17 protein-coding genes are annotated in these 17,980 nt (G+C 67.6%); 12 read left to right on the forward strand and 5 right to left on the reverse strand.

Annotated elements, in window-relative coordinates; all coding sequences use genetic code 11:
• Window positions 1-48 precede the first annotated feature (48 nt).
• The gene (locus tag ACIPV5_RS09510) at window positions 49-1,509 is read left to right on the forward strand and encodes an aspartate ammonia-lyase (RefSeq protein ID WP_053095801.1); all 1,461 of its coding nucleotides are present in this window, start codon (window positions 49-51) and stop codon (window positions 1,507-1,509) included.
• Between the two features lie 72 nt (window positions 1,510-1,581).
• Here ACIPV5_RS09510 and ACIPV5_RS09515 read toward each other — a convergent pair whose 3' ends face one another.
• On the reverse strand, window positions 1,582-2,448 hold the full coding sequence (locus ACIPV5_RS09515) for a fumarylacetoacetate hydrolase family protein (protein ID WP_053095802.1): 867 nt from the start codon (window positions 2,446-2,448) through the stop codon (window positions 1,582-1,584).
• A gap of 88 nt (window positions 2,449-2,536) precedes the next feature.
• On the opposite strand from ACIPV5_RS09515, the gene ACIPV5_RS09520 reads away from it, so the two are divergent.
• From ACIPV5_RS09520 to ACIPV5_RS09535, 4 genes are all read left to right on the forward strand, one after another.
• Window positions 2,537-3,877, forward strand: coding sequence for a PrsW family intramembrane metalloprotease (locus ACIPV5_RS09520; protein WP_083569320.1), 1,341 nt, complete (start codon window positions 2,537-2,539; stop codon window positions 3,875-3,877).
• A 12-nt stretch (window positions 3,878-3,889) separates the two neighbouring features.
• On the forward strand, window positions 3,890-4,585 hold the full coding sequence (locus tag ACIPV5_RS09525) for an alpha/beta fold hydrolase (protein ID WP_400340895.1): 696 nt from the start codon (window positions 3,890-3,892) through the stop codon (window positions 4,583-4,585).
• Between the two features lie 219 nt (window positions 4,586-4,804).
• Window positions 4,805-5,173 carry an FKBP-type peptidyl-prolyl cis-trans isomerase gene (locus ACIPV5_RS09530; RefSeq protein WP_053095804.1) on the forward strand — a complete coding sequence of 123 codons (369 nt, stop codon included), beginning with the start codon at window positions 4,805-4,807 and terminating at the stop codon, window positions 5,171-5,173.
• A 181-nt stretch (window positions 5,174-5,354) separates the two neighbouring features.
• Window positions 5,355-5,909, forward strand: coding sequence for a YceI family protein (locus ACIPV5_RS09535; protein ID WP_053095805.1), 555 nt, complete (start codon window positions 5,355-5,357; stop codon window positions 5,907-5,909).
• A 27-nt stretch (window positions 5,910-5,936) separates the two neighbouring features.
• Here the strand turns inward: ACIPV5_RS09535 and ACIPV5_RS09540 are convergent, their stop codons facing one another.
• On the reverse strand, window positions 5,937-7,229 hold the full coding sequence (locus tag ACIPV5_RS09540; RefSeq protein WP_400340898.1) for an MFS transporter: 1,293 nt from the start codon (window positions 7,227-7,229) through the stop codon (window positions 5,937-5,939).
• Between the two features lie 185 nt (window positions 7,230-7,414).
• Between ACIPV5_RS09540 and rpsO the strand changes: the two genes are divergently transcribed.
• On the forward strand, window positions 7,415-7,684 hold the full coding sequence (gene rpsO, locus ACIPV5_RS09545; protein WP_017203073.1) for a 30S ribosomal protein S15: 270 nt from the start codon (window positions 7,415-7,417) through the stop codon (window positions 7,682-7,684).
• 110 nt (window positions 7,685-7,794) lie between these two features.
• On the opposite strand, the gene ACIPV5_RS09550 is transcribed toward rpsO, so the two are convergent.
• On the reverse strand, window positions 7,795-8,799 hold the full coding sequence (locus tag ACIPV5_RS09550; RefSeq protein WP_400340900.1) for an isopenicillin N synthase family dioxygenase: 1,005 nt from the start codon (window positions 8,797-8,799) through the stop codon (window positions 7,795-7,797).
• A gap of 155 nt (window positions 8,800-8,954) precedes the next feature.
• Between ACIPV5_RS09550 and efeU the strand changes: the two genes are divergently transcribed.
• The 3 genes from efeU to efeB are packed head-to-tail and all read left to right on the forward strand — an operon-like array spanning window position 8,955 to window position 12,470.
• Window positions 8,955-9,905, forward strand: a complete 951-nt coding sequence (gene efeU, locus ACIPV5_RS09555) for an iron uptake transporter permease EfeU (protein WP_082586570.1) — start codon at window positions 8,955-8,957, stop codon at window positions 9,903-9,905.
• A complete protein-coding gene (efeO, locus tag ACIPV5_RS09560; RefSeq protein ID WP_056278482.1) occupies window positions 9,902-11,134 on the forward strand; it encodes an iron uptake system protein EfeO in 1,233 nt (410 codons plus the stop codon). The genes efeU and efeO overlap by 4 nt, the downstream gene beginning before the upstream one ends.
• Before the next feature lie 22 nt (window positions 11,135-11,156).
• Window positions 11,157-12,470 carry an iron uptake transporter deferrochelatase/peroxidase subunit gene (gene efeB, locus ACIPV5_RS09565; protein WP_400340901.1) on the forward strand — a complete coding sequence of 438 codons (1,314 nt, stop codon included), beginning with the start codon at window positions 11,157-11,159 and terminating at the stop codon, window positions 12,468-12,470.
• Between the two features lie 13 nt (window positions 12,471-12,483).
• Here efeB and ACIPV5_RS09570 read toward each other — a convergent pair whose 3' ends face one another.
• A complete protein-coding gene (locus tag ACIPV5_RS09570) occupies window positions 12,484-13,347 on the reverse strand; it encodes a serine hydrolase domain-containing protein (RefSeq protein WP_400340903.1) in 864 nt (287 codons plus the stop codon).
• Window positions 13,344-14,501 carry an acyltransferase family protein gene (locus ACIPV5_RS09575; protein WP_072591142.1) on the reverse strand — a complete coding sequence of 386 codons (1,158 nt, stop codon included), beginning with the start codon at window positions 14,499-14,501 and terminating at the stop codon, window positions 13,344-13,346. Before ACIPV5_RS09575 ends, ACIPV5_RS09570 begins: the two co-directional genes overlap by 4 nt.
• 109 nt (window positions 14,502-14,610) lie before the next feature.
• Here ACIPV5_RS09575 and ACIPV5_RS09580 point away from each other — a divergent pair, with 109 nt between their 5' ends.
• The 3 genes from ACIPV5_RS09580 to ACIPV5_RS09590 all read left to right on the forward strand — a co-directional run bounded on the left by ACIPV5_RS09580 (window position 14,611) and on the right by ACIPV5_RS09590 (window position 17,913).
• On the forward strand, window positions 14,611-15,834 hold the full coding sequence (locus ACIPV5_RS09580; RefSeq protein ID WP_056279032.1) for an LLM class flavin-dependent oxidoreductase: 1,224 nt from the start codon (window positions 14,611-14,613) through the stop codon (window positions 15,832-15,834).
• Between the two features lies 1 nt (window position 15,835).
• Entirely contained in the window at window positions 15,836-16,480 is a 645-nt protein-coding gene (locus ACIPV5_RS09585) for an FMN reductase (RefSeq protein ID WP_053095813.1), read from the forward strand.
• An 80-nt stretch (window positions 16,481-16,560) separates the two neighbouring features.
• The gene (locus ACIPV5_RS09590) at window positions 16,561-17,913 is read left to right on the forward strand and encodes an FAD-binding oxidoreductase (RefSeq protein WP_400340905.1); all 1,353 of its coding nucleotides are present in this window, start codon (window positions 16,561-16,563) and stop codon (window positions 17,911-17,913) included.
• Window positions 17,914-17,980: the final 67 nt, after the last annotated feature.

Raw genomic sequence — 17,980 nt, forward strand, 5'->3', positions numbered from 1 at the left:
GATGCATCCCCCGCACCACACACTCGCCACTACCCACAAGGATGTGACATGGCTTCTGCCGCGCCTGCCCCCACCCGCACCGAGACCGATTCGCTCGGGAGCATGGAGATTCCCGCCGACGCGTACTGGGGGATCCACACCGCCCGCGCCGACGCGAACTTCCCGATCACCAAGCGTCCGATCTCGGTCTATCCGGACCTCGTCGTCGCACTCGCGATGGTCAAGCAGGCCAGCGCCAGAGCGAACCGCGAGATCGGCGTCCTCGACCCCGAGCGTGCTGACCTGATCGATCGGGCCGCCCAGCGTGTCATCGACGGAGAGTTCCACGATCAGTTCACCGTCGGTGTGATCCAGGGCGGTGCCGGCACGTCGACGAACATGAACGCCAACGAGGTCATCACCAACATCGCCCTCGAGCTCGCCGGACGCGAGAAGGGCGACTACGCGTTCCTCTCGCCGATCGATCACACGAACCGCAGTCAGTCGACCAACGACGTCTACCCGACGGCGGTCAAGATCGGTCTCTCTCTGACACTCCGCTCGCTGCTCGAAGAGCTCGATCTGCTGCGCATCTCGTTCCTGCACAAGTCGCACGAGTTCCACGATGTGCTCAAGGTCGGACGCACGCAGCTGCAGGACGCCGTGCCCATGACTCTGGGTCAGGAGTTCCACGGCTTCGCTTCGACCCTCGGCTACGATCACACGCGCCTCACCGAGAACGCCTCGCTGATGTTCGAGATCAACATGGGTGCGACCGCCATCGGCACCGGCATCACCACGCACGTCGACTACGCACCCGCTGTGCTGAAGCATCTGCGCGAGATCACCGGACTCGACCTGGTGACGGCCGGCGACCTCGTCGAGGCGACCAGCGACACCGGCTCGTTCATGTCGTTCTCGTCGACCCTGAAGCGCAACGCCATGAAGCTGTCGAAGATCTGCAACGACCTGCGACTGCTGTCGTCGGGTCCGCAGGCGGGCTTCGGCGAGATCAACCTGCCGGCGATGCAGGCCGGTTCCAGCATCATGCCGGGCAAGGTGAACCCGGTGATCCCGGAGGTCGTCAACCAGGTGGCGTTCGCGGTCGCCGGCGCGGACATGACGGTGACGATGGCGGCCGAGGCCGGGCAGCTCCAGCTCAACGCATTCGAGCCTGTGATCGCCCACTCGATCTTCCAGTCCATCACCTGGATGCGACAGGCGATGTGGACGCTGCGCGTCAACTGCGTCGACGGCATCACCGCGAACCGAGACCGCCTCGGCGCCATGGTCGGCGCTTCGGTCGGCGTCATCACAGCACTCACGCCGTTCATCGGATACGCCGCCGCGGCCGCGCTGGCCAAGACCGCGCTGCTGACGAACAGGAACGTCGCCGACCTGGTCGTCGAAGCCGGACTGATGTCTCGCGAAGAGGTCATCAAGCAGTTGTCGCCCGCGCGTCTGTCGGGACTCGAGGCCATCACGGCCGCGATCCCGGTGATCGGGTCCGAGGACCTCATCGAGATCTGACTCCGAGCACACGGAAGGGCCCCGGCGACATCTCGCCGGGGCCCTTCCGTGTGTCACAGAGTGAGCGGGTGATCAGTCCAGCACGCGACAGTGGGTGGTGAGCTCGCCGATGCCGTCGATGCCGACCGTCACCGTCGAACGATCCCGGAGGAAGATCTGGGGGTCTCGAGAGTATCCGGCACCGCCGGGGCTCCCGGTGGAGATCAGAGTGCCGGGAAGCAGCGTCAGGGACTGCGAGAGATGCGCGATGAGCTTCGCGACCGACCGCACCATCTGATCCGTGCTCGCGTCCTGGACGGTCTGGCCGTCGACGATTGCCCAGATGTGCAGGTCCTGCGGGTCGGCGACCTCGTCGGCCGTGACGGCGAAGGGACCGGTCGGGGTGAAGCCGTCGAACGACTTGCACCGTGACCACTGCGCTTCAGAGAACTGGACGTTCCGCGCGGTGATGTCGTTCACGACGGTGTAGCCCCAGACGTGCGAGAGCGCGTCGGCCTCTGCGACATCCTTCGCCGGGGTGCCGATCAGCACACCGAGCTCCGCCTCGTAGTCCACAGCCTCGCTCAGCGAACGCGGCCACGACGTCGTCTGCTCGTGGCCTGTCAGCGAGTTCGGCCACAGGGTGAACACGGTCGGAGCGGCGTCGGTCTTCAGACCGAGCTCGCTCGAGTGAGCCGCGTAGTTGAGGCCGACCGCGAGGACCGCCGGGGGAGCGATGACCGCTGAGGCGAAGCTCCACCCGTCGAGCGGGTGCCGCGGAGCATCGCCGTCGAGGGCCGAGCGAAGAGCGGTGAGCGTCTGCTCGCCCCCTTCGATCAGCTGCTGAAGCGTCGCAGGGGGGTCGGGAAGGAGATCGGAGACGAGGATGGCGTCGGCACCCTCCACCACTGCGAGATGCGCAGCGGGAGAGTCGGCACGACGCAGATGAGCGAACCGCATGCTCCTACGCTATCCGCTGCTCGGCTCGATTGCCTGGAGGAAGTCGCCAGACCCGGGCGAAGTTGGTTGTTCGCCATATGCTTTGGCTATGAGTTCCGGAGGACCGTCCCAGCCATCGCCGTACACGCCGCCGCCCGCGCAGCAGCAGCCGCCGACGTATCCCCAGCAGCCGCCGACGTATCCCCAGCAGTATGCTGCGCAGCCCCCGCAGTATTCGGCGCAGCAGTACGCGCAGTCGAACTACGCCCCGCCGCAGTTCTCCCAGCGTCCGCAGTACGCCTCGGTCCTCGCGCAGCCGACCCCGTATTCGCCTCCCGCTCCGGCCGCACCCTCGCCTGCCCCCGGTCTTCCTGCCCTGCCGGCGGCACGCCGAGGCGGACGCGTCGCGCTGTTCGCTCTGTTCGGCTTCCTCGGTCTGCTGATGCTCGGGCTCATCGCCTACTTCGGTCTGTTCCTGGGTCCGCTCGCATCGATCATCGGCCTCGTCCTCGCGCTCGTCCCGCTCGCCATCGTCTTCTTCGTCGTCCGTATGATCGACCGGTGGGAACCCGAGCCCAAGTCGCTGGTGTTCTTCGCGATCGCCTGGGGGGCGATCGCCGCCGTGGGACTCACGCTCCTCGTCGACCTCGGGCTGACCGCGCTGCTGGGGTTCCGGGGAGAAGTGGCGGGCGCCGTCATCCAGGCGCCGATCGTCGAGGAGTTCTGGAAGGGTTTCGGAGTCTTCCTGATCTTCCTCATCGCGCGTCGCTCGTTCGACGGTCCGGTCGACGGGGTCGTCTACGGGGCGCTGGTCGGTGCCGGCTTCGCGTTCACCGAGAACATCCAGTACTTTGCGATCAGCCTCATCGAGGGCGGCGGCGAGCAGCTGACGGTGACGTTCATCCTTCGGGCGATCATGTCGCCCTTCGCCCACGCGATGTTCACATCGCTGACGGGTCTTGCCATCGGCCTGGCCGCTCGACGGCACGCGTCGACAGGGGCCGCACTCGGGTTCGGTCTGCTCGGGATGCTGGGGGCGATGGTGCTCCACGGCCTGTGGAACGGATCGTCCTTCGCGAACTTCTTCCTCCTCTACTTCGTCCTCCAGGTGCCGCTGTTCGTGGGGTTCATCGTGGGGATCATCGCGTTGAGGCGCGAGGAGTCTCGCCTCACGAAGGCGCGTCTGGGCGATTACGCGGCCGCCGGGTGGTTCACCCCCGAGGAGGTCACGATGCTCGCGACTCCCGCCGGGCGCAAGACCGGCCTGGCATGGGCGTCGCAGCTTCGGGGCGATCGGCGTCCGCTGATGCGCGAGTTCATCAAGGACGCCACCATGCTGGCATCCGTCCGTCAGCGCGCGATAACGGGGCGCGACCCTATGGCACCGGCGGACGAGCAGGCGCTGCTCGCCCGAACCCGCGCCACTCGGGCTGCTCTGCTGGCCTACTGAGACCCGCTGATCATGGCCCTCTTCATCCTTGTGCACGGAGCAGGAGACACGGGGTGGTCATGGCATCGGCTCGCCGCCGTCCTGCGAGAGCGCGGACATGAGGTGATCGCACCCGACCTGCCGGGCGATGACGAGTCCCTCACTCTCACCGACTACGCGGATGCCGTCGTGGCAGCGGCAGACGCGAGACGGGGCGGTGTCGTGGTCGGCCATTCGTTCGGGGGATTCACCGCACCGATCGTCGCTGAGAGATTGGCGGCGGACGTGCTCGTGATGCTGGCGGCGATGATTCCCGACCCGGGGGAGCGTCCGGACGAGTGGTGGTCCAACACCGGATTCGAGGATGCCGTGGCGGCGCAGGCAGCTCGCGACGGAGGCCTCACCGGCAACGACGATCCGCACATCGGCTTCTATCACGACGTGCCGCGAGCGCTCGCCGACGAGGCGATCGGTCGGGAGAGAGCACATCCGTCGGTCGCATCAATGGCCGTCCCGTGGCCGCTCACGGCCTGGCCCTCTGTTCCCACTCGGTTCGTCGTCTGCACGGAGGACAGATTCTTCCCGCCCGCATTCCTTCGCGACCTCGCCCGGAAGCGCCTGGGCATCGTCGCCGACGAGATCGAGGGGAGTCACTGTGTCGCCCTCAGCCGGCCCGAAGAGCTCGCATCGATGCTGATCGCCTACGCGCAGGAGCAGCATCCGTCATGATGCTCGAGCCGTCAAGCAGGTTCCGTACCAAGACTCAGCGCCCGGTGCTGCGGCGATGCCTGCATGTCTACCGGGCGCTGAGTTGATCTGTAAACAGGGTGCACCCGGTGTGCGCGGGTGTCAAGGGCTTAGGGGCAGTCGACGGGCGGCATCGCCGTTTCGCCCTCAGCGGAGCGATCGCGTTGACCCGCGCCGTGCGACTCGGGTTTGATGGAGGACATGACTGATCGCACAAAGCCTGAGTTCGACGCCCCCACCGGACCCGCCCCCGCGGAGCTCGTGATCCGCGACATCATCGAGGGAGACGGAGCCGAGGCCAAGCCCGGCGACACGGTCACCGTGCACTACGCCGGTGTCGAGTTCGAATCGGGCGAGGAGTTCGACTCGTCGTGGGGTCGCGGCGAGACCATCCAGTTCCCGCTTCGCGGCCTGATCCAGGGGTGGCAGGACGGCATCCCGGGCATGAAGGAAGGCGGACGGCGCGAGCTCGTCATCCCGCCGCACCTCGCATACGGCCCGGTCGGAGGAGGCCACTTCCTCTCGGGCAAGACCCTCATCTTCATCATCGATCTCGTCGCCGTCGGCTGACCCGATCGACGCCGGAAGGCGCCGGGCCCACTGCGGGCTCGGCGCCTTTTCGTCGTCCGAGGAAATATCCGCATTCAGGGGAATACATGCATGTGCATGTAAGTTGTTACACGTGACGCCGTGAACACGGCCCCTCATCCGTTGCCGCACACATGCGGCTGATGTCTCCAGAGGAGAAACCATGACCAGCATCGACATTCCCGGCTACCGTCCCGGCACCTGGGTGCTCGACCCGTCGCACAGCGAGGTCACGTTCAGCGTGCGCCACATGATGATCTCGAAGGTGCGCGGCACGTTCGGCGTCAAGAGCGCGACGCTGATCGCTCCCGAGAACCCGCTCGAGGCCCGCGTCGAGGCGAGCGTCGACGTCACCTCGATCGACACCAAGGACGAGGGGCGCGACACGCACCTGCGCTCCGGCGACTTCTTCGACACCGAGAACTTCCCCACGATGGAGTTCGTGTCGACGGGTGCGCGCGCCGAGGACGGCGAGCTCTTCGTCGACGGCGACCTGACGATCCGCGGCATCACCAAGCCCGTCAGCTTCGAGCTCGACTTCGGTGGCTTCGGCTCCGACCCGTGGGGCAACTACAAGGCCGGCGCATCGGCCAAGACGGTCATCAACCGCGAGGACTTCGGCCTGACGTGGAATGCCGCGCTCGAGACCGGCGGCGTGCTCGTGGGCAAGGACGTCACGATCAGCCTCGACCTGCAGGGCGCTCTGCAGCAGGACTGATCACCTGATCGCGAGAACCCCGGGCCCTCAGGGCTCGGGGTTCTCTGCGTCGTAGCCGCGGAATCCCGGGCTGCGCCGTGCGAGCAGGGCGACCAGGGTGATCACCAGCAATCCGCCCAGCAGCGGCGGGAACCACAGGGTCGTGAAGGTCGCGAGCGTGCCCGCGTAGAGGGCGCCGATCCGGGGGCCGCCGGCGACTACGATGATGAAGACCCCCTGCAGTCGACCGCGCATGGTGTCGGGCACGGCCGCCTGCATCATCGTGTTGCGATAGATCGAGCTGATGTTGTCGGATGCGCCGGAGAGCGCGAGCGCGATGCACGAGGCGATGATCAGCCCGACGTTCGGCGTCGCCTCGGTCGCCCCGGCAGAGACGGCTCCGATGACCAGGACCACGCCGAAGAGCAGGATGGACGCGCCATAGGCCTCGACCGCGCGCTCGATGCCGCGTCCGTGCCAGCGGTACTGCACGACCCGACCGGAGAAGAGGCTCGATGCGAATGTGCCCGCGGCGACGGCTGCGGTGAGGATGCCGGTGGTCACCGCTCCGCCGCCCAGCAGAAGGGTGCCGAGTGCGGGGAAGAGCACGAGGGGCTGCCCGAATGTCATGGCGATGATGTCGACCACGTATTGCATTCGGATGTTGTTCGCGCGGCGCAGGAACCTCCACCCGTCCACGAGTGATGCGAACCCCGGCCGCACGATGTCCCCTTCCGGCCGCAGCGGAGGGAGACTCCACAGGCCGAGGAACATCGACAGCATCAGGATGACGTCGAGTGTGTAAGTCCACCCGTATCCTGTCAGCGCGACGAGTATGCCGGCTATCGCTGGGCCGGCCATCACGGTGAGGCCGAACGCCACTCCGTTGAGCGCGGACGCGGCGGCCAGCTTGTCGCGGGGGATGAGCCGTGGCACGATCGCGGTCCGGGTGGCCATGCCGACCGAGTTCGCGGCGGAGTTGACGATGCTCAGCACATAGAGCCACCAGATCGTCTCCGCACCGGTCCAGGTGAGCGCGGCGAGCAGCGCGGTCGAGGCGAAGGTGACCGTGGCCGCGACCAACGCCACGCGGCGGCGGTCGAACGCGTCCGCGAGCATCCCGCCGTAGAGGCCGGCGAGGATCATGGGGACGAGTCCGGCGACCGCGATCATCGATACCGCGAAGGTGCTTCCGGTGAGCGCGAACACGTGCAGCATCACCGTGACGATCGTCAGCTGCCCGCCGATCCCCGCGAGCAGCGAGCCGATCCACATGCGTGCGAACGCAGGGCTGGCCCGCAGGGGGCTGAGATCGATCAGATGGCTGCGTGCAGCGCTCACGCCGCATATCCGTCATGCATGATTCGAGAGTATCCGAGGTGCCGTCGGGCGGGCGTGGGCACGGTCACCCAGCGGCATCGAGTCCTGGTAGACTCTTCAGGTTGCCGTTTGATCGGCCGCGGATAAAGAGAGCTCACGCATCAGGCGTCGGGCACCGCGCAACAAGCAGAGAGGGGATCGAATCTATGGCACTGGAAGCAGACGTCAAGAAGGCGATCATCGAAGAGTACGCGACGCACCCCGGTGACACCGGATCCCCCGAGGTGCAGGCCGCGATGCTGACGCAGCGCATCAAGGACCTCACGGAGCACCTGAAGGAGCACAAGCACGACCACCACTCGCGTCGTGGCCTGTTCCTGCTCGTGGGTCAGCGCCGTCGTCTGCTCGGCTACCTCCAGAGCGTCGACATCGAGCGTTACCGCTCGCTGATCGCACGCCTGGGTCTCCGCCGATAACGCGGAGCGAGCCAGCGTACAATCGCGCAGAACATTCTTGAGAAGGCCGCCCCAGGTGTGGGGCGGCCTTCGTCATGTTCGGGGGGGGAGGCGTGCAGCGCCTCCCCGTCTCAGGCGTTCGTGCCGACCAGGTCGGGGTGGTGGATCGCAGCCACGTCGGGGTGCGCACGCAGTCGCGACTTCATGGCGTTCTCGCCATAGGTGGCATGGATGGGGTTGCTCGGGTCCTCGGTGATGCCGGTCGCCGCCGCGGCGAGATCTGCGGGAAGCTCGAGAAGCGGCAGCTGCTGATCGAGCGCGGGGTTGAAGAAGAACGGGATCGAGATGCGCTCTTCGGGTGCCCGAGGGGAGATGACGCGGTGGTTGGTCGCCTTGAGGTAGCCGCCGGTCGCGTACTCCAGCAGCTCGCCGATGTTGACGACGAACGCGCCCGGGATGGACGGGGCTGACACCCACTCGCCGTCTCGTTCGACCTGCAGGCCGCCCTTGCCGGGCTCGACCCAGAGCAGGGTCAGCACTCCGGAGTCCTTGTGCGCTCCGACGCCCTGCTGCGGCTCGGGTTCGTGGGTGCCGGGGTAGCGGACGATCTTGATCAGCGTCGACGGATCACGGAAGGGCTCGTCGAAGTACGACTCGTCCGCCCCGAGCGTGACGGCCCAGGCGCGCAGGAGCTTGCGGGCGACCTCGGTCAGCGTGTCGTGCCACTCGGTGATCACCGCTTTGAGCTCGGGCTGTGCGGCGGGCCACAGGTTCGGGCCGACGAGTCGATTGAAGGCCGGACCGCCCTCGACAGGCTCGCGCTCGGGGCCGATGTCGATCTGCTCGCGCCAGTCGACCTTGCCCTGCGTCCGCTCGCCGCCGACCCGCGTGTACCCGCGGAAATGAGGACTCTTGACGTTCTCGATCGCGAGCTTCTCGTCGTCGGGCAGCGCGAAGAAATCGAGCGCCGCGCGGTGCAACCTCGCCTCCAGCTCGGGGGAGATGCCTGTGCCGGTGAGATAGAAGAAGCCCACGTCGTGCGTGGCCGCGCGAAGGTCGTCGCGGAACCGAGCAGCGGCTTCGGGACCGGCATCGAGCTGGGACAGGTCGAGGATGGGAAGCGAGAGATCAGCCATTCACCGAGCGTAGATCGGGTCTGGGCGAGTGCGGTTCAGTGTTGCGCCGAATTACCGAGAGGCGATCGCGTGTGTGCGAGGCCCGAGCGGAAGGGGTGCTAATGTCTCTGAAGTAAGGGATGCCTTACCTCAGTCTTTCCCAGAGAGTTCCCTCCGTGCTCGCCACTTTTCTCATCGGTCTTCGTGAAGGCCTCGAAGCCGCGATCGTCGTCGGCATCCTCGTCGCCTACCTGCGCAGGCTCGGTCGCGGTGACGCGTTGCCCAGGCTCTGGGCGGGGGTCGGCCTGGCAATCGCCCTCGCACTCGGCATCGGGGCCGTCCTGACCTTCGGTGCGTACTCGCTGACCTTCGAGGCTCAGGAGCTGATCGGCGGACTGCTGTCGCTGCTCGCGGTGGGCATGGTGACCTGGATGATCTTCTGGATGCAGAAGGCCGGGCGCACGATGAAGGCGACCCTCGAGGGCGGACTCGACCGCGCGCTCACACAGGGCGGCGTCTGGGCGCTGATCGCGATCGGCTTCGTTTCGGTGGCACGCGAGGGGATCGAGACGACTCTTCTGCTGTGGTCGATGGTGCAGTCCTTCGGCGATGCTCCGTCGGCGCTGCTCGGCGCGGTGCTCGGGCTTCTCGCCGCCGTGGTGATCGGCTGGGCGCTCGCCCGCGGCGCCGTCCGGCTCGACCTTCGCCGGTTCTTCACCTGGACCAGTGGGTTCCTCGTCATCGTCGCAGCCGGGGTGCTCGCCTACGCGATCATGGACCTCCAGGAGGCCGGCGCGTTGCCGGGACCGTTCACCGCGGCGGCACCGATCGACGCGGCCACCGGGGCGGTCGCTCTCGGCTGGGTGGCATTCCCCTTCGGCTGGGCCTTCGATGTCACGAACGTGATCGCGCCCGACAGTGCCTGGGCGACCATCCTGCAGGCGACCGTCGGCTTCATGCCACGGATGACGTGGCTCCAGGTCACGGCTTGGACCGTTTACATCGTCGTCGTCGGGCTCTTGTTCATCCGGGGGCTCCGGTCACGCCGGTCCGCCTCCCCACATGTGCAGACGTCCCCTGGCCGCGACACGTCGGCATCCACTCTCACCCAGCAAGGAGCAGCATGACCACCTCTCGCCGAATCCTCGGTGCCGTCGCCGCAGCAGGCGCGGCAGCACTCGTCCTCAGCGGGTGCGTCGCCAAGAGCGATGTCGCCGCGGGTGCATCCTTCGACGTCTCGTCGACCGACTCGGCGTGCGCCGTCTCGGCTGCGACCGCCAAGAGCGGCACACTCACGTTCGATGTGAAGAACGACAGCGCGCAGACCTCGGAGTTCTATCTGCTCGCAGAAGACGGCCTCCGCATCGTCGGCGAGGTCGAGAACATCGCGCCCTCAGCGTCGCGGACCCTCACGGTGGTGGCTCAGCCGGGGGAGTACTTCACGCTGTGCAAGCCGGGCATGATCGGCGAGGGGGTCGGCAAGTCCGCGTTCACCGTGACCGGCGACCGGGTCGCTGTCGACGGCGAGGATGCCGATCAGAAGCAGCAGGCCGTCGACCTCTACGCCGCCTTCGTCAAGGACCAGGTCGGTCAGCTGGTTCCGTCGGTCGACGAGTTCGTCACCGCCTATGAGTCCGGCGATGATGAGGCCGCGCGAGCTCTGTTCCCCCAGACGCGCGCGTTCTACGAGCGCATCGAGCCCGTCGCCGAAGCGCTCGGGACGCTCGACCCCCGCATCGACTACCGCGAGGTCGACGCTGTGGCGGAGGGCCTCGACTGGACGGGCTTCCACCGCATCGAGAAGGACCTCTGGGTGCCGGCGCAGGACGCCCTCAACGCCGACGGCGAGACGCCCGCATGGCAGGACTGGGCACCGTCGACGACGGAGGAGCGCGCCGAGTACGGCGACCAGCTGATCGCCGACGTGCAGGAGCTCTACGACTACGTGCACTCGGACGACTTCACCGCGGCTCTCGACGACCAGGGGATCGGCGGCATCTCGAACGGCGCGATCGCGCTGCTCGACGAAGTGGCGACGGGCAAGATCTCCGGCGAGGAGGACTGGTGGTCCGGCACCGACCTGTACGACTTCGCCGCGAACGTCGAGGGGTCGAAGATGGCGTTCTCGCTGGTTCAGGATTTCGCCACGGCGCAGGGGGATGAAGGCGCGGATCTCGTGACCGAGATCGAAGGCGGATACTCCGCTCTCGAGGAATCCCTCGCGGCGCACGGCTCGCTCTCCGACGGCTTCGTCGGCTACGCCGAGCTCACCGATGCGGACAAGCGCGAGTTCACCGATCTCATCAACGCCCTCGCAGAGCCGCTCTCGCAGCTCACCGGCACCGTCCTCGACTGATCCGACGGACGCGGTCTCGCACATGAACGACAGCGCGAAGGACGCTGCAGCTGCCGACTCCCTCCCGGAGTCGGCGGCCGCGGCATCCTCGGCCACGGGTCTCAGCCGGCGCGGACTCCTCGGACTGGCACTCGGCGGCGGCGTCGCGTCCCTCGCCGTCGGAGTCGGCGCCGGACTGTCGGGGGGAGTCGCGCTCGGACGCGCGAGAGCAGAAGCGGACGCCCAGCGTGCGTACGACTTCTTCGGCGCCCATCAGGCGGGAATCACGACGCCCGTGCAGGAGCATCTGCATTTCGCCTCCTTCGACATGATGCCTCGCACCGACCGCGAAGACCTGGTCTCGCTGCTGCAGGATTGGACTTATGCCGCCTCGCGGATGACGCAGGGGCTCGAGGTGAGTGCCACCGGCGCTGTCGGGGGCGATGCGGAGGTGCCGCCGGATGACACGGGCGAGGCTCTCGGGCTGACGGCAGCCGGCCTCACGATCACGTTCGGCTTCGGCCCGACCCTGTTCGAGAGCGACGAGGGCGACCGGTACGGCATCGCCTCCCTGCGTCCCGAGCGGCTCGAGAGGCTTCCCGCCTTCCTCGGCGACGATCTCGACCCGCAGACCTCGCACGGCGATCTCTGCATCCAGGCGTGCGCCGACGACCCCCAGGTCGCCGTGCACGCGATCCGCAACCTGAGCCGCATCGCCTTCGGTCGTGCCAAGCTGCGCTGGTCCCAGCTCGGGTTCGGCAAGACGTCCCGCACGACGTCGGCGCAGGCGACGCCCCGCAACCTGTTCGGCTTCAAGGACGGGACCGCGAACATCCTCGCCGATGACTCCGTCGCCCTCGACGAGAACGTGTGGCTCGGCCCCGATGACAGGCCCGAGTGGATGGTCGGCGGGTCGTACCTCGTGGCGCGCAAGATCGCGATGCGGATCGAGACCTGGGACCGCGTGCGGCTCTCCGAGCAGAACACCATCATCGGGCGCGACAAGGGCGAGGGCGCTCCGCTCTCCGGCGGCGACGAGTTCGCGGCGCCGGATTTCGGTACGTCGGCCATCGATCAGAACGCGCACGTCCGTCTCGCGCATCCGGACCAGAACGACGGCATCCGGATCCTGCGGCGAGGATTCAACTATGTCAACGGCAACAACGATCTCGGACGGCTGGACGCGGGGCTCTTCTTCCTGTCGTACCAGCGGGATCCCGCTCAGTTCGTCTCGCTGCAGCGCCGGCTGTCGACGGATCGGATGAACGAGTACGTCACGCATGTCGGGTCAGGGATCTGGGCGGTCCCCGGAGGCTCGAAGCCGGGCTCGTTCGTCGGCGCCGACCTCTTCGCCTGATGCCGGTCGAGGGTCAGGAGCACAGCGTCTCCGCGACGAACGTCGCGTAGGCATCCGCGCCGAAATGGTCGTCGGCTGTGATCGTGACGACGGCATCCTCACCGAATATCAGCAGCTGTCCGTACGCCCCGTGCAGGCGCCACACCTGGCCCGGGCCGTCCCACCCCGCGAGCGCATAGCGCTCGTAACCGGCATTCTCACCGGCGACCACCCAGTCGGAGTGCATCGCGTCGATGATCTCGGTCGGCACGAGTCGTCGGCCCTGCCATTCGCCACGGTCGCGGATCAGCCGACCGAGGCGCGCCATCTCCTCCGTGCGCAGTGCGATGCCGCCTCCCGCGACGATGCGTCCCTGCGGGCACCGCTCCCACTCGAGGTCGTCGAAGCCCAGAGGCGCGAGCAGCCGGGGGCGCAGATACTCGACGACGTCACCGGTCCGCGTGGCCAGGATCATCATCGCCGCGTACGTGCTGGCGTTGGAGTACTGGAAGACGTGACCGCGAGACGGGCGCGAGAGGAACTCTCGTGCGAGATCGGGCCAGTCCGTCATCATGGTCTCCGACCAGGCGAGATCGACTCCGCTCGACATCGAGAGCAGTCGTCGCAGCGTGAGGTGCTCGACGCCGTCTCCGAAGGTGAGGTCCGGCACGTACTCTGCGATCGGGGCATCGAGCGAGATGAGACCGTCGGCGGCAGCGATTCCGGCCGCGAGGACGGACACGCCCTTCGCAACCGAGTGGATCTCCTCGCGGACGTCGGCAGTCCACCGGTGCTCGGCGACGTCGTCGCCCACGAGCACGTGGAGCCCGTGAGCCCCGAACCCCGACGCGTCCGCATGGTCCACGAGGCGGTCGCGGATCATCTCGGCTCTCGTCACTCCTTCAGGCTAGCCGCTGCGCCCTGACGGGGCCGACGAGAGCCGGTCGGGTCGCTGCGGTGGCCCTCGCGTCGAGCCAGCTCGGGGTCTCGGAAGAGCCAGGACGGGCGGGGCTCCACCAGCGGGCGGAAGAGCCAGCGCACGGGCTTGGTGGCGAGCGCGAGAGCCAGCACCACCGACAGCAGCGTCACGAGCGGCAGCCACAGCCACGTCGGGTCGAGGTCGCGCAGCACCCCGGTCTCGCGGAAGGGGTACAGCACGAACGAGTGGAGCAGGAACACGTACATGGTGTACTGGCCGAACTTCGTCCACCAGTAGGTTCCGCGGGGGATCAGAGCGAAGAAGGCGGCGCTCAGGATCACTGCCATCAGCATGAGTGCGACGCGCACACCGCCGGCCCACCACTGCTCTCCGCCGAGGTCCGCGTACGCGTCCTCGTAGAACAACCAGTGGCGCAGATCGAGCTCCTTCCAGACATCGATCCACCGCCAGGCCGAGAACCCTGCCGCGGCGAGGAGTACGACGCTGACGACGCGGATCCACCACGGGCGGATCTCGAGGAGGCGGAAGCGAGTGACGACGTCGCGTTCGCGCAGCCACCAGCCGAGTGCGAAGAAGGGCAGAAGGCCCAGGGTCCGCGAGAGCGAGAACGTGCTGTCGACGTTGGGCAGATAGCCCACGCCGATCGAGATGATGACGGTCCACAGCAGCGGCCACCGCAGCAGCGCGAGGTAGGGGAGGACGAGGCGGAAGATGCCGAGCGCCAGGAGGAACCAGAGGGTCCAGGACGGTTTGGTGAAGTTCGGGTCGGCCTGACCTTCGACCAGCCATTTCGTGAGGGTCCACAGGAACTCGAAGATCACGTAGGGCAGCAGGATGTCGGTGATCACCCTGGCCATCTGCACACGCGTCGGGGAACCGGACTTCGAGAAGTAGCCCGAGATGATCGCGAACGCCGGCATGTGGAAGGCGTAGAGGGCGAGATAGGCCGCGAGCGCGATGTCGGAGTCGTAGGTGAGGCGCTGGATCGCGTGGCCGAGCACCACGAGGACGATGCACGCATATCGCGCGTTGTCCCAGAACGGCACGCGCTTGCGGGGCTTCTGGACGGATCCGGTGGCGGGGTTCGTCAGGGCGGATCCGTCGCTGTGCATGCTCTGAGGCTACTCGGGGAATAAAGTTGCTCGCATCGCGTTGACTCAGATACATTCAAATGAATAGAACCGGATGCAGGGCACCCGATTCGGAGAAGACGGAGCAATCATGAGTGAGCAGGCAGGCGTCCCGGTGCAGTTCGGCATCATGTCGGTCAGCGACATCACCCGCGACCCGACCACCGGCGAGACGCCGAGTGAGCAGGAGCGGATCAAGGCGACCCTCGCGATCGCCAAGCACAGCGAGGAGGTCGGCCTCGACGTCTTCGCGATCGGCGAGCACCACAACCCTCCGTTCTGGTCCTCGAGCCCCACGACGTTCCTCGCCGCCCTCGCGGCGCAGACCGAGCGTCTGATCGTCTCGACGTCGACCACCCTGATCACGACCAACGACCCGGTGCGCATCGCCGAGGAATACGCGATGCTGCAGCACGTCTCGGACGGGCGCATGGACCTCATGCTCGGCCGCGGCAACACGGGTCCGGTGTACCCCTGGTTCGGTCAGGACATCCGTCAGGGGCTCCCGCTGGCGATCGAGAACTACGCCCTGCTGCACAAGCTGTGGCGTGAGGACGTCGTGAACTGGGAGGGCAAGTTCCGCACCCCGCTGCAGGGCTTCACCTCGACGCCTCGTCCCCTCGACGGAGTCGCGCCGTTCGTGTGGCACGGATCGATCCGCACCCCGGAGATCGCCGAGCAGGCCGCGTACTACGGCGACGGCTTCTTCGCGAACAACATCTTCTGGCCCAAGGAGCACTACCAGCGCCTGATCGAGCTGTACCGCCAGCGCTACGCGCACTACGGACACGGCACACCCGAACAGGCGATCGTCGGCCTCGGTGGCCAGGTGTTCATGGCGGCGAAGTCGCAGGATGCCGTGAATCAGTTCCGCCCCTACTTCGACAATGCCCCTGTGTACGGTCACGGACCGAGCATGGAGGACTTCACCGAGATGACCCCGCTGACGGTGGGCTCGCCTCAGCAGGTCATCGACCGCTATGCCGCCATGCGCGAGCACTACGGCGACTACCAGCGTCAGCTGTTCCTGATCGACCACGCGGGCCTTCCGCTGAAGACCGTCCTCGAGCAGCTGGACATCCTCGGTTCCGAGGTCGTGCCCGTGCTGCGCAAGGAGCTGGCGAAGGATCGTCCGGCCGGCGTGCCGGATGCTCCGACCCATGCCGCACGGGTGAGGGCCGAGTTCGGCGACGGACCGACGCGTCAGGCTCGTCCGGGTGCGAACCGCGGTGACAACCTGACGGGGGATTCGCCCTATCAGGACTCTCCCGCTCCGGCGGGAGCCGCGTTCGGACTCAGCCGGAAGGGGGCCTGAGATGACCACTCGTCGTATCGCCGTCGTGTCTGCCGGGCTCTCGAACCCGTCGTCCACGCGCATGCTCGCGGATCGCCTCGCGGCCGAGACCGTGAAGGCCCTCGCGGGGCACGACATCGAGGCGAGCGTCGACGTGATCGAGCTGCGCGACTACGCCCACGACATCACGAACAACCTGCTCACCGGATTCGCACCGCCCGCGCTCGAGACCGCGATCAACACAGTGGTGTCGGCGGACGCGCTCATCGCCGTCACGCCGATCTTCTCGACGAGCTACAACGGGCTCTTCAAGTCGTTCATCGACGTGCTCGATCCCGACGCGCTCACGGGCAAGCCGGTGCTGATCGGAGCGAACGCCGGCACGGCTCGGCACTCGCTCGCCATCGACTACGCCATCCGTCCGCTCTTCGCCTACCTGCATGCCGACGCCGTCTCGACCGGTGTGTTCGCGGCGTCGAGCGACTGGGGCGGGGGCGGCGACGACGTCGCGCCTCTGGCCAAGCGCGTCGAGAAGGGCGCTCGCGAGCTGGCTGAGGCGATCGCGAAGCGCGAGGTGGCTGCGGCCGCCGACCCGTACGACCCGGCGACGTATCTCGGAGAGGGCCGTTCGTTCGGCCACATGCTCGGCGGTCTCGCCGGCGAGTGATCGATCCCCGGCACGACCGGGAATGAGCGCAGGGCCATGAGGCCGTAGACGATGTCCGAAGGGAGTCGTACGGTGACCTCATGGCCCTTCGCTCTGTCCTCGAATCCGCGCGGCATGCCCTGCGCGGCGCTCTCGTCCTCCCCGGCGACGAATCCTTCGACGCGGCGCGTCGTCCGTGGAACCTGGCGATCGAACAGCATCCGGCGGGCGTGGCCGCACCGGCCGATCTGCGCGATCTGCGCGCTCTTCTCGACGCCGCGGGCGACGCGGGCGTGACGCTCGCGGTCCAGCCCACCGGGCACGGCGCCGGCGGAGACCTGGCCGACGCCGTCATCGTCCGAATGGCGGCCTTCGACGAGCTGTCGATCGACCTCGGTTCGGGGGTGGTCCGCATCGGCAGCGGAGTCCGCTGGGGCGCCGTCGTCGAGGCGCTCGAAGGAACGGGCTGGGTGGCTCCTGCCGGCACGAGCCCGGTCGTCGCCGTCGCGGGGTACACCCTGGGCGGCGGCCATTCCTGGTTCAGTCGCACAGCAGGACTCGGGTCGGACAACCTCAGGGCCGCGTGGGTGCTGCGGAGCGACGGGACCCATGATCGGGTCGACGACGAGAGCGACCCGGAGATGATGTGGGCGCTTCGCGGAGCGGGCGGCGTCGTCGGAATCGTGACGGCCCTCGAGATCGACCTGGTTCCCGCGCCGTCGCTGTGGGGAACCGAACTCACTTTCGACGCCGCAGACGCCGGGTCGGTGCTGCGGGCCGTCCGCGATCTGTCCGCAGAGGCCCCGGCATCGCTCAACGTGTTCGTGAATTCGATGCGTATGCCCGACGCTCCGCAGCTTCCCGAGGAGATCCGCGGACGCAGCTTCCTCAGCGTGCGGGCGCTGTCCACGGTCGGATCCGCCGATGAGCTGTTCGAGCGGGTGCGGCGAGCAGGCACGGTTCGTCGTGAGATGTCGGGGGCCACATCGCCGAAGACCGTCGCGGCGTCGAGCGGCGAACCCACCGAACCGACGCCGGGCAAAGGCGTGTCTGCTGCGCTCTCGTCGCTCGACGACGCGACGATCGACGATCTCTTGCGGTTCCGCGAGCTGCCGGATCAGTGGCCGATCATGGGCATCGACATCCGGATGCTCGGTGGCGCGCTGAACGATCCTCGACGCGCCGGATTTGCGACACTTCAGGGCGTCGGCTGGCTGCTCCACGCCCTGGTGCCCGTCTTCCCCGGGGTGCCGAGCGAACCGGGGGAGGCGAGCATGGCGGGCTTCCGTGAGGTGCTGGCGCACGCGATCGCCCCGTGCACGGTCCCGACGTTCCTGGGTCCGGGTGAGACCCTCGAGCGCTGCGGTGACCCGACGGCGATCGATCGCCTTCGCGCCATCAGGGCCGCCGCCGACCCCGACTCGCTCATCCACGAGGGGCGGCTCCCGCGCTGACACCGGGCTGACACCGGGCCGCATCCAGCGGACAGGATCCGCGTCGTCCGAACGATGGGACGGGCGG

Origin of the sequence: Microbacterium sp. NPDC090014, from assembly GCF_044748285.1 — a bacterium.
Taxonomy (GTDB): Bacteria; Actinomycetota; Actinomycetes; order Actinomycetales; family Microbacteriaceae; genus Microbacterium.

Bases quoted from the DNA above. Each gene is read 5' to 3' on its own strand.
- ACIPV5_RS09515 (WP_053095802.1), bottom strand. From the start codon at position 2,448: ATGCGGTTCGCTCATCTGCGTCGTGCCGACTCTCCCGCTGCGCATCTC.
- ACIPV5_RS09530 (WP_053095804.1), top strand. From the start codon at position 4,805: ATGACTGATCGCACAAAGCCTGAGTTCGACGCCCCCACCGGACCCGCC.
- ACIPV5_RS09510 (WP_053095801.1), top strand. From the start codon at position 49: ATGGCTTCTGCCGCGCCTGCCCCCACCCGCACCGAGACCGATTCGCTC.
- ACIPV5_RS09585 (WP_053095813.1), top strand. From the start codon at position 15,836: ATGACCACTCGTCGTATCGCCGTCGTGTCTGCCGGGCTCTCGAACCCG.
- ACIPV5_RS09580 (WP_056279032.1), top strand. From the start codon at position 14,611: ATGAGTGAGCAGGCAGGCGTCCCGGTGCAGTTCGGCATCATGTCGGTC.
- ACIPV5_RS09590 (WP_400340905.1), top strand. From the start codon at position 16,561: ATGGCCCTTCGCTCTGTCCTCGAATCCGCGCGGCATGCCCTGCGCGGC.
- rpsO (WP_017203073.1), top strand. From the start codon at position 7,415: ATGGCACTGGAAGCAGACGTCAAGAAGGCGATCATCGAAGAGTACGCG.
- ACIPV5_RS09535 (WP_053095805.1), top strand. From the start codon at position 5,355: ATGACCAGCATCGACATTCCCGGCTACCGTCCCGGCACCTGGGTGCTC.
- ACIPV5_RS09575 (WP_072591142.1), bottom strand. From the start codon at position 14,501: ATGCACAGCGACGGATCCGCCCTGACGAACCCCGCCACCGGATCCGTC.
- efeB (WP_400340901.1), top strand. From the start codon at position 11,157: ATGAACGACAGCGCGAAGGACGCTGCAGCTGCCGACTCCCTCCCGGAG.
- ACIPV5_RS09550 (WP_400340900.1), bottom strand. From the start codon at position 8,799: ATGGCTGATCTCTCGCTTCCCATCCTCGACCTGTCCCAGCTCGATGCC.
- ACIPV5_RS09525 (WP_400340895.1), top strand. From the start codon at position 3,890: ATGGCCCTCTTCATCCTTGTGCACGGAGCAGGAGACACGGGGTGGTCA.
- efeO (WP_056278482.1), top strand. From the start codon at position 9,902: ATGACCACCTCTCGCCGAATCCTCGGTGCCGTCGCCGCAGCAGGCGCG.
- ACIPV5_RS09520 (WP_083569320.1), top strand. From the start codon at position 2,537: ATGAGTTCCGGAGGACCGTCCCAGCCATCGCCGTACACGCCGCCGCCC.